This is a genomic window from Pseudomonas sp. PS02302 (genome assembly GCF_029959585.1).
Taxonomy (GTDB): Bacteria; Pseudomonadota; Gammaproteobacteria; order Pseudomonadales; family Pseudomonadaceae; genus Chryseomonas; species Chryseomonas aestiva.
This window is the reverse complement of the sequence record NZ_JASCON010000122.1, coordinates 1-10,402: the sequence shown is the minus strand read 5'-3', so window position 1 is coordinate 10,402 and position 10,402 is coordinate 1. Positions and strand designations below refer to the sequence as shown.

The 10,402-nt window shown below is 66.2% G+C and carries 9 protein-coding genes; 5 read left to right on the top strand and 4 right to left on the bottom strand.

The window, feature by feature from the left end; all coding sequences use genetic code 11:
* The first annotated feature begins 168 nt into the window (after nt 1–168).
* From ltrA to cobM, 4 genes are all read left to right on the top strand, one after another.
* On the top strand, nt 169–1,902 hold the full coding sequence (gene ltrA, locus QMX82_RS24675) for a group II intron reverse transcriptase/maturase (RefSeq protein WP_282288484.1): 1,734 nt from the start codon (nt 169–171) through the stop codon (nt 1,900–1,902).
* A 184-nt stretch (nt 1,903–2,086) separates the two neighbouring features.
* The gene (cbiE, locus tag QMX82_RS24670; protein ID WP_282288482.1) at nt 2,087–3,289 is read left to right on the top strand and encodes a precorrin-6y C5,15-methyltransferase (decarboxylating) subunit CbiE; all 1,203 of its coding nucleotides are present in this window, start codon (nt 2,087–2,089) and stop codon (nt 3,287–3,289) included.
* Nucleotides 3,290–3,630: 341 nt separating this feature from the next.
* A complete protein-coding gene (locus QMX82_RS24665) occupies nt 3,631–4,353 on the top strand; it encodes a cobalt-precorrin-6A reductase (protein WP_282288479.1) in 723 nt (240 codons plus the stop codon).
* Nucleotides 4,350–5,081, top strand: coding sequence for a precorrin-4 C(11)-methyltransferase (gene cobM, locus QMX82_RS24660; protein WP_282288477.1), 732 nt, complete (start codon nt 4,350–4,352; stop codon nt 5,079–5,081). The genes QMX82_RS24665 and cobM overlap by 4 nt, the downstream gene beginning before the upstream one ends.
* Nucleotides 5,082–5,181: 100 nt before the next feature.
* Here the strand turns inward: cobM and deoC are convergent, their stop codons facing one another.
* Nucleotides 5,182–5,859, bottom strand: coding sequence for a deoxyribose-phosphate aldolase (gene deoC / locus QMX82_RS24655; RefSeq protein ID WP_282288475.1), 678 nt, complete (start codon nt 5,857–5,859; stop codon nt 5,182–5,184).
* A gap of 94 nt (nt 5,860–5,953) precedes the next feature.
* On the opposite strand from deoC, the gene deoR reads away from it, so the two are divergent.
* Complete coding sequence (gene deoR, locus QMX82_RS24650) at nt 5,954–6,718, top strand: DNA-binding transcriptional repressor DeoR (protein WP_187981021.1); 765 nt, start codon at nt 5,954–5,956, stop codon at nt 6,716–6,718.
* Here deoR and QMX82_RS24645 read toward each other — a convergent pair.
* From QMX82_RS24645 to rbsK, 3 genes are read right to left on the bottom strand one after another with little or no spacing between them, the layout of a single operon-like run.
* A complete protein-coding gene (locus tag QMX82_RS24645; protein ID WP_282288473.1) occupies nt 6,711–7,796 on the bottom strand; it encodes an aldose 1-epimerase family protein in 1,086 nt (361 codons plus the stop codon). The genes deoR and QMX82_RS24645 overlap by 8 nt on opposite strands.
* 13 nt (nt 7,797–7,809) lie before the next feature.
* Nucleotides 7,810–9,141, bottom strand: coding sequence for an L-fucose:H+ symporter permease (gene fucP, locus QMX82_RS24640; protein WP_133862295.1), 1,332 nt, complete (start codon nt 9,139–9,141; stop codon nt 7,810–7,812).
* A 47-nt stretch (nt 9,142–9,188) separates the two neighbouring features.
* Nucleotides 9,189–10,115: a ribokinase gene (rbsK, locus tag QMX82_RS24635; protein WP_282288471.1), complete on the bottom strand. Its 927-nt coding sequence runs from the start codon at nt 10,113–10,115 to the stop codon at nt 9,189–9,191.
* Nucleotides 10,116–10,402 lie beyond the last annotated feature (287 nt).

Sequence of the window (10,402 nt, the reverse complement as noted above, 5' to 3'; positions counted from 1 at the left end):
GGCGGCATATCGGTTGAAACATCATCGACAGGGGCAACCCTGGCTGACGTGCACCTGGTTTACGGGCGCATGATCTAGTGCTGATTTCCAGCGAAACGACCCTAGGGGTGACTTCAACCCCTAGGGGGAGAAGTCCGTCCCGAAGGTTACTGACCTGAGGAGGACTGTATGAATACGCAACCAGCAACATCGGTTTCGTCTGCGTCTCCTGACGGTGTGAAGGGCTGGCACGATCTCGATTGGGCCAAGATCCAGATCTCCGTTCGGAAAACGCAGTTGAAGATTGCGCAGGCAACAATGGCCGGTGACTGGCGTAGGGTTAAACGCCTGCAACGGTTACTGACCCATTCGTTTTATGGCCGCTGTCTGGCTGTAAGACGGGTGACTGAAAACCGGGGTCGCAAGACTCCGGGCGTTGATGGAGAAACCTGGGGGACGCCTCCAGCCAAGCTCCGCGCCGCGAAGCGTCTATCGGAGAAACGAGGCTATCGACCCAAACCGCTAAAGAGGGTTTGGATACCGAAGCCAGGGAAGAAGGAAAAGCGCCCGTTAGGCATACCGACGATGTTTGATCGGGCCATGCAAGCGCTCTACCTGTCCGCCCTGGAACCCGTCATCGAAAGCACCAGCGACCCGAAAAGTTTCGGCTTCCGGCCGGATCGCTCGACCGCTGATGCGATGGTTGAAATCTTTCAGTTAATGTCGAGAGACGACTCACCTGTGTGGGTTCTGGAAGGTGACATCAAGGGGTTCTTCGACAACATCAATCACGAGTGGCTGTGCCAGAACGTCCCTATGGACAAGAAGGTACTGCGGCTGTGGTTGAAGGCCGGGGTAATTGACCGGCGACACTTCATGGCTACGGAAGCCGGGACGCCACAAGGCGGGATTATTTCGCCGTGTTTGGCTAACGCCACCCTTAACGGCTTGGAGATGCAGCTCAAAGGCCATCTGGCCAGAAAGCTAGCGGGTACCGACGCCGATACGCCCAGAGTGCATGTGGTGCGATACGCGGACGACTTCATCATCACAGCGGCTACCAAAGAGCTGTTGACTGACGAGGTCATACCTTGGGTCGAGCAATTCCTGTCAGTACGAGGGGTGAGCTTGTCCGAAGAGAAAACGCAGATAACCCACATCCTTCAGGGCTTCGATTTCCTAGGGTGGAATTTCAGGAAGTACGTCCCGAAGTCGCCTTACCGCCGGACCAAGCTATTCATCAAGCCTTCGAAAAAGAACATCTCAACGTTCTATCGCAAGGTTAGAGAAATAGTAAAAACCAGCGGGGCATTGACTCAGGAAGAGCTAATCGGACGCCTGAATCCGGTGCTGAAAGGGTGGGCTCAATACCACTCTCCAGCCGTGGCAAAGAAAGCCTTCAGCCGGTTAGACAGCTTGATCGTCTGGCTGCTGCGAAGGTGGGCGAAGCGCCGCCATCCGAAGAAGCAAGCTAATTGGTGCCGGAATAGATACTTCCACTCCATAGGCAAGCGAAATTGGGTTTTTGCGCATCCCTACAGAGGTAAGAAGGGTGAACGCAAGTTCTGCCAGCTATACCAGCTAGCGGACACTGAGATAAGGCGACAACCGCGCCTATCGGGTGGGTACCATCCATACGATGCGGAACACGAAGAGAAATGGGAAAAACTAAGAGTTCGACGAATGCAGCACAAACTGCATTTCAGAAAACAAATCCTGTATCTCTTCCAGCGGCAGAAAGGACTCTGCGCCTTATGTGGTCACGCGGTAAATAAGGAAACTGGCTGGGACGACCATCACGTCATTCGACGGGTGGACGGCGGCAAGGACACCCTGAAAAATCGCGTGCTCATACACCCCAACTGCCACTCGCTGGTGCATAGCCAGCGGCAACAGGTAACCCTGAGATATAGCGGTCTATGATGTTAGGATCGCACGTCACAGTTGCCGGCCAGCCTATGGCTGGTTTTTCGTAAGCTTGAGCCGTGTGCTGCGAAAGTCGCAAGCACGGTTCTTAGGGGGCCCCGGGTCAGATAATGACTCCGGGGCCACCCGACCCCGACCCCTTGAAAACGCCCGGTCGGCTGACGTTCGATGAGGTGTGTTCATGATCCCCTGGCTGACCGTGGTGGGTATCGGCGAAGACGGCTACCCCGGCCTCGGCAAGCAGGCCCGCCGCGCGCTGCTGGACGCCCAGGTCATCATTGGCGGTCCACGCCAGCTGGCGCTGCTGCCACCCTGCCTTCGCGCCATCCGCGAGCCCTGGCCGCAACCCTTCGCCCTGGCCCCGGTCCTGGACCGTCGCGGCACCCCGGTCTGCGTGCTGGCCAGCGGCGATCCCATGCTGTTCGGCGTCGGCGCGAGCCTTTCGCGCCAGCTGTCGGCCGACGAACTGCAGGTGCTGCCGGCGCCCTCCTCCTACTCCCTGGCCGCGGCTCGCCTCGGCTGGCCGTTGCAGGAGGTGGCGTTGGTGTCGGTAGTGGCGCGGCCCCTGGCCGGGGTGGTGCGCCACCTGCATCCCGGCGCACGCCTGCTGGTACTGAGCAATGACGGCCACAGCCCTGCCGCCCTGGCCGCGCTGCTGGTAGACCAGGGCTTTGGCGCCAGCCAACTGCAGGTGCTGGAGCACCTGGGCGGTTCTCTGGAGCGACGGATCAGCGGCCGCGCCCAGGACTGGTCGCTGGCGGAGGCGGCAGCGCTCAACCTGGTGGCCATCGAGATCCTGAGCGAGACCGGCGAAGCGGGACTGCCACTCACCCCCGGTCTGCCGGACAGCGCCTATCGCCACGACGGCCAGCTGACCAAGCGAGACGTGCGCGCCGTGACCCTGGCGCGTCTGGCGCCGCGCCCCGGCGAATTGCTGTGGGACGTGGGCGCCGGCTGCGGCTCCATCGGCATCGAATGGGCGCGCAGCCATCCCCGCTGCCGGGTGCTGGCCATCGAGGCCGACGCCGGTCGCCAGGCCCATATCCTCCACAACCGCGACCAGCTCGGCGCCCCGGCGCTGCAACTGGTCGCCGGCCAGGCCCCGGAGGCCCTGGCCGGTCTGGCCACCCCGGACGCCATCTTCATCGGCGGCGGGCTTACCGCGCCGGGGGTACTGGATAGCTGCTGGGCCGCCTTGAAGCCCGGCGGTCGCCTGGTCGCCAATGCCGTGACCCTGCAGACCGAAGCCGCCCTGGTGGCCTTTCGCGAACGCCACGGTGGTGACCTGACCCGGTTGCAGGTGGCCCAGGCCCAGCCACTGGGCGCCTTCGATACCTGGCGCGCGGCGCTGCCTATCACCTTGCTGGACGTGGTGAAGCCGTGAGTGGCCGTCGCTCGGCAAAAGTAGAGAGGATGATTGGGTGTGCCTCCTTCATCCCTGAAGACGGTGAGCGGCGCCTGGCCCCCTCACCCCAACCCTCTCCCCGCGGGGGAGAGGGGGTGGTTGGGTGGTGGCCTGGAAGTCTGGTGCCCGGGCTGACGCCCACGACGCTTGCTGAGCACGCTGCAATGACCGGCGGGAAAGCCGCCTACGAGACCACTATTCCTATTCCGCCGCTCGATCCCGGGCAGTGGCTTTGCTCCCCTCTCCCCCCGGGAGAGGGGCCGGGGGTGAGGGCACGCCATGCATGACAAAACCTCCGCCACTCTGACGGAAGAGCACCCATGAAGATCCTCCTGCTCGGCGGCACCACCGAAGCCCTGGCCATCGCCCGCACACTGCCGGCGAAGGCGATCTACAGCCTAGCCGGTCTCGGCCGGGTGCCTCAGGACCTGCCCTGCCAGGTGCGAGTCGGCGGCTATGGTGGCGCCGAGGGGCTGAGCGCCTTTCTCCGCAGTGAAGGCATCGACCTGCTGATGGACGCTACCCACCCCTACGCCGCCCGGATCAGCCACAACGCCGCGCGGGCCGCTGCTGACGCTGGCCTCCCCTGCTGGGCGCTGCGCCGACCCGGCTGGCAGGCCGGACCAGACGACGACTGGCGCGAGGTGGCCGACTGGGCCGAGCTGCAGCGAGCCCTGGCACCCTTCGCCCGCCCCTTCTTCACCCTGGGTCGCGAGCCGCTGGAGCATCTCCAGGAGATTCCCGGCGGGCAGTTCTGGACCCTGCGCCTGCTCGACGCCCATCCCGGCCACGTCCGGGCACGGATCATCGCCGACCGCGGCCCCTTCGCCCTGGAGGCCGAGCGCGCACTCTTCGCCCAGGGTGACTTCGATGTGCTGATCAGCAAGAACAGTGGTAGCGCCGCCACCCAGCCCAAGCTGCAGGTGGCCCGCGAGCGGGGCCTGCCAGTGCTGATCCTGAGGCGCCCAGCCCTGCCTAGCGTCGATCGCGAATTCGCCAGTGTCACCGACCTGCTCACCGCCCTCGCCGAGGAAACCCCATGACCGTTCATTTCATCGGCGCCGGCCCCGGCGATCCCGACCTCATCACCGTCAAGGGTCAGCGGCTGATCCGCCAGTGCCCGGTGATCCTCTATGCCGGCTCCCTGGTGCCGCCCGCGGTGCTGGAGGGTCACCAGGCCGAGACGGTGATCGACACCGCCCACCTGGACCTGGAGGCCATCGTTGGCCACCTGGCCGCCGCCCATGCCCGCGGCCAGGACGTGGCCCGGGTGCATTCCGGCGATCCTTCACTGTACGGCGCCATCGGCGAGCAGATCCGCCGCCTGCAGGCGCTGGGCATTCCCTACGAGATCGTTCCCGGCGTGACCGCCACCGCCGCCTGCGCCGCCCTGCTGGGTTGCGAACTGACCCTGCCCGGGGTCAGCCAGACGGTGATCCTCACCCGCTATGCCAGTCGCACGGCCATACCGGAAGGCGAGGCGCTGGCCGACCTGGCCCGCCACCGCGCGACCCTGGCCATCCACCTCGGCGTCGGCCAGCTGGAACGCATCGTCGCCGACCTCCTGCCGCACTACGGCCCTGCCTGCCCGGTGGCCATCGTCCACCGCGCCAGCTGGCCGGATCAGGACAGCGTCCAGGGTACCCTGGCCAACATCGTCGAACGGGCGCGGGACAAGGATTTCCGCCGCACTGCCCTGATCCTGGTCGGCGAGGTGCTGGCACCGGGAGATTTCCAGGATTCCAAGCTGTATCGGCAAGGACCGGGGTAGCACCCGTAGGTTGGGCCGAGGCGGCTCCTCCGCCGAAGCCCAACACCAGGCGGCATCGTTGGGCTTCGCTGCGCTCAACCCAACCTACAGGCGTCCTGCTTTAATACCCCGCCCCACCCTCGCCGCCGCTGACGATGGCCACGCCCGAACTGGTCCCCAGCCGGGTCGCGCCGGCGTCCAGCATGGCCTGGGCGGTGGCTCGGTCACGCACGCCACCGGAGGCCTTGACGCCCATCTCCGGACCCACCTCCTCGCGCATCAGCCGCACATCCTCCAGGGTCGCGCCGCCGTGGCCGAAACCGGTCGAGGTCTTGACGAAGGCGACCCCGAGGTCGCGACAGATGCGGCAGGCCTGGCGCTTCTGGGTGTCGTCGAGCAGACCGGTCTCCAGGATCACCTTGAGCGGCACCGCCCCGCAGGCCGCCTGGACCGCGGCGATGTCGGCGGAGACCTCGTCCAGCAGGCCATCCTTGAGCCAGCCGATGTTGAGCACCATGTCGATCTCCCCCGCCCCGGCGGCGATGGCCTGCTCGGCTTCGAAGGCCTTGGCCGCGCTCAGCCCGGCGCCGAGCGGAAAGCCCACCACCGCGCAGACCTTGACCGCGCTGCCGGCCAGTTGCGCCGCGGCGTGGGGGACCTGGGCGGAATTCACGCACACCGAGTAGAAGCCATGGGTACGCGCCTCCTGGCACAGGCGCTCGATCTGGGCGCGGCGGGCATCGGCGGCGAGCAGAGTGTGGTCGATGGTCTTGGCGAGTTCGCCGGGTTCAAGCTGCATGGGGCCTCCTCAGGCACGGGTAGCGTATGATCGGATCAGAATTCTTGGTTGGTGCGGCCTGCACCTCTAGTCGGACTCCCGTAGCGCACCCCTCATGGATAGCAAGAAAGCCGCTCGGCTCAAGCTGATGCACCAGGCGCTGCAGGATCAGCACGCCATTCACCTGCGCGAGATGGCCCAGCTGCTGGGTGTCTCGGAAATGACCCTGAGACGCGACCTGCGGCTCCCGCCGGACGGCCTGCGGCTGCTCGGCGGTCACGTCACCCGCGATGTCGGCGGCAGCGAGGCGCCCGGCTACCAGGTGGTGGAACAGGACCTGCGCCAGGTCGAGGAAAAGCGCCGCATCGGTCGGCTGGCCGCGGCGCAGATCCGCGCCGGCGACACCGTCTTCCTCGATTGCGGGACCACCACGCCCTTCGTGGTGGACTTCATTCCCGATGACCTGGAATTCACCGCCGTCTGCCATTCGCTCAATGTGCTGCTCAAGCTGCAGCAGAAGGTCAACTGCACCCTGGTGGTATGCGGCGGCACCTTCCAGCGCAAGAACCAGATCTTCGAGAGTCGCCTGGAGACCGGGGTGCTCGACGGCGTGCGCCTCACCCACGCCTTCGTCTCGGCGGCCGGGGTGAGCGAGGACTTCGGCGTCACCTGCTTCAACTTCAATGAGGTCGAGGTCAAGCAGAAGGTCCTGCGCCAGGCCCAGCAGCGGCTGCTGCTGGTTGACCATACCAAGTTCGACGTGGTGCGCGCCGCGCATTTCGCGGCGCTCGACGACTTCGACGGGGTGGTCAGCGATGGGCGCATTCCGCGCAGCTATCGCGAGCGGATCGAGGCGAACGGCGCGCAACTGCTTACCTGATCCGCGCCGGGTCGGCCAGGCGCGCCAATAGCGCCTCGCGTTCGGCGGCGGCGAGATAGCCGGTGCGCACGCTGAAGGCGCGCCGTTCACCCGGTTGCAGCTGCTGCACCTGGCCCTTGGCGGTCTCGGCCAGATAGCCCTCCGGCTCACAGGTCGCCGGCAGCACGAAGGCCGCCACCTGCTGATTGGGGTTGTGCAGCACCCAGCGCGTGGCATGGGGCAAGGCCGCCGGGCGATAGGCCGTGTAGAAGGCGGCGCCGCCCGGATGCTCCAGCAGGAAGTGCGCCTCCCCCGCCGCGTCGGTGCCCGGCGCATCGATGAAGCTGACGATTTCCGGCTGGTAGCGCGCCGGCGCATCCAGCACCCGCAGCCGCTCCGAATCTTCGGCCAGCTCGGCGATGAAGGCCTGCCAGTCGGCGGTCGGCCGCACATGGGCCGGCACGCTGGTGCGTACCCGGGTGCGGGCTACGCCCAGCGGCTCATGGAAGCGACCGCCGGGTACGTAGGCGTAGTTCATGTGCGCCATGTACATCAGGTCCATGGGCTGGCCGGCCTGGTTTTCCACTTCCAGGCCCAGCTCGAACACGGCGCTGTCCGGCCTCAGGGTCACGCTGGGCTGGGCGCGATAGCGATCGCCAAAGCCCATGCCGTAGTCATGGCGACCGCCCAGGCGCAGGAAGTCACCCTCCGCGTCCCGGCCCAGCTCCAGCCAGGCCTCGTCCAGCGGCGCGCAGGGCAGTTCGCCGTGCAGCTCGTGGCCGTCCTCCGGCGCCGGGCAGCCGTTGCGCAGCACCCCGGCGTGGAACATGAAGCAGCCATAGGTCTCGATGATCCGCCGGGTCGGCCGCGGCTGGTCGAACAATCCGGGCATGGTCAGGCGGCAGCCGTCGAAGCAGGCGTCCCAGACCATCTGCCCCTGGTAGGGCAGCACGATCAGCCGGCCACGGCGATTCTCCAGCGCCAGGGCGCGTACCCCGGAGGGATAGATCCAGGCGCGCACCTGGAAGGCGTCGCTGGCGAGCAGGCTGCGCTCGCACGCGGTGAATTGCTCAGGCTGCAGGGGCAGGCGTACGGACATGGCGGCGCCCTCCTCAGGCGGTCTGGGCGGCGCCCACCGGCAGCCGCTCGCTGGCCGGATGACGCAGGCAATAGAGGGCGTAGGCGACGATCACCGTGAAGCACAGCAGCGGCACCGAATAGGCCAGCTGCATGTTGCCGCCGGTGTAGTCCGACAGCAGGCCCTGGAAGATCGGGATCACCCCGCCGCCGACGATGCTCATCACCAGCAGCGAGCCGCCGAATTCGGTGTCGCGGCCGATGCCGTCGACGGTCAGGCCATAGATGGTCGGCCAGCAGGGGCCGAGGAAGATGCTCACGCCCACGGCGGCGTACACCGCGGTGATGTTGGGCACCAGGATGGTGTAGGCCAGCAGGGCGATGCACAGCACCCCGTAGACGCCCAGCACCTTGGCCGGATGCCAGCGGCGCATCAGCAGGTTGGCGATCAGCTTGCCGACGAAATAGGCGGCGAAGGTGGTGAGCAGGAACCAGGAGGCGCTGCGCTCGTTCATGCCGCCGAGCTGCATGGCCAGGCGGATGGTGAAGCTCCAGACGCCGACCTGGGCGCCGACATAGAGGAACTGCGCCAGCACGCCAAAGACGAAGCGCGGATTGCGCCGCAGCCGCCCGAGGCTGGCGGCGATACCGTCGCTTTCGCTGCGCACGGCATCGTTGCCCTTGCAGGCCGGATAGCGGGTGCAGGCGATCAGCACGAAGATCAGCACCAGCACGCCGATCATCCACTGGTAGGGCGTCAGGGTGGCCTGGATCATCTGCAATTGCTGGGCGGCGGCCTCGGCGGGATTCATCTGCAGCAGCTGCGCCTGGCTGGCGTCGCCCTCCTTGAACATCACGAAGCTGCCCACGTAGACGCCGGTCATGGCGCCGAAGGGGTGGAAGGTCTGGGAGATGTTCAGCCGGCGGGTACCGGTCTCGCGCGGCCCGAGCAGGGTCGAATAGGTGTTGCAGGCGGTCTCCAGAAAGGACAGTCCGGCGGCGATCACGAACAGCGCCAGCAGGAACATGCCGTACTTGGCCATGGAGGCGGCGGGAAAGAACAGCAGGCAGCCGACCATGTAGAGGAACAGGCCGAAGAGGATGGTCGTCTTGTAGCTGAAGCGCCGCACCATCAGCGCGGCCGGCAGGGCCAGGAAGAAATAGCCGAGATAGAAGGCCGACTGGACGAAGGCGGTCTGGAAATCACTGAGCAGGAAGGCCTTCTTGAAGTGGGCGATGAGCACGTCGTTCATGCTCGCCGCGGCGGCCCAGAGCGCGAAGATGCAGCACAGCAGGATGAAGGCGAACCACGGCGTGCGGTTCAGGTAGTAGCCGTCGGCGCTGGGCCGCAGGGGTGACTGGCTCATTGTTGTTCTCCGTAGGGATGCCAGGGTGAGGGATTGCCGACCTTGCGTCAGAGATCCAGGGACGCGAGGTAGTCTTCGAAGACCGCGGCCTCGGGATAGGAGGTCTGGGTGCCGCGCCCGGTGACCGACAGTGCCGAATAGGCCACGGCCCGCTGCATGGCGTCCCGCAGGCCGAGGCCCTGGACGCGGCCATGGGCGAAGCAGCCGATGAAGGCATCGCCGGCGCCGGTGGTGTCGATGGCCGCCACCGGCTGGCCGGGAAGGCTGAATTCGCCCTCCTCGCCCACGTACAGCGCGCCCGCGGCGCCCAGGGTGACCACCACGTGGCGGATGCCGCGACCGGCCAGCACCCGCGCGGCGGCGAAGGCGCTCTCGCGATCCTGCACGGGCAGACCGCTGACCAGGGCCAGTTCGGTCTCGTTGGGGACGAAGTAATCCAGCCGGGCGAGGTGCGCGGCGCTCAGGTCGGCCACCGCCGGCGCCGGATTGAGCAGCACGGGGATGCCCAGGCGCTGGCCGCAGTCGATGGCCGCGTAGACCGTCTCCAGGGCGATTTCCAGCTGCAGCACGATCAGCGCGCAGTCGCGCAGATCGGCTTCCGCGGCCTGGATGTCGGCCGGGCCGAGGGCGGTGTTGGCGCCCTTCACGATGAGGATGCTGTTGTGCGAGTCGGGCTGGACGAAGATCGGCGCCACCCCGCTGGAGCGACCCGGCGCGCGGGTCACATGACGGGTGTCGATACCGAAGCGGCGGAAGTTGGCCAGGGTGTTGTCGGCGAACAGGTCGTCGCCGACCTTGGTCACCATCAGCACCTCGCTGCCCAGCTTGGCCGCGGCGACCGCCTGGTTGGCGCCCTTGCCGCCACAGCCGAGGGCGAAGTCCGGCGCCTCCAGCGTCTCGCCCTGCACGGGCAGGCGATCGATATAGGTGATGAGATCGACCATGTTGCTGCCGATGACCGCGATTTTGCCCATGCCGAGCGCGCCTCCGTTTTTCTTGATGTTATTAAATTAACGGCTTTTGTTAATTTTCCATCATAGATACTGCAACTCGGGGCGCAGCTCAAGCGCCGGTGATCGTCCAGGGACGACACCTTGCCGCCAGGGCTCAAGGCTGGGAGCTGCGACACGAAAATGCAGGGGCAGGCGAGTCAGACGAGGGGGCAGTACGGTAGCGGGAAGCGGCGCACCGGGGACCCGGTGCGCGCGAGGATCAGTGAAACACTTCGGCGATGAAGGCCGCGCCGATGAAGGTGCCGAAG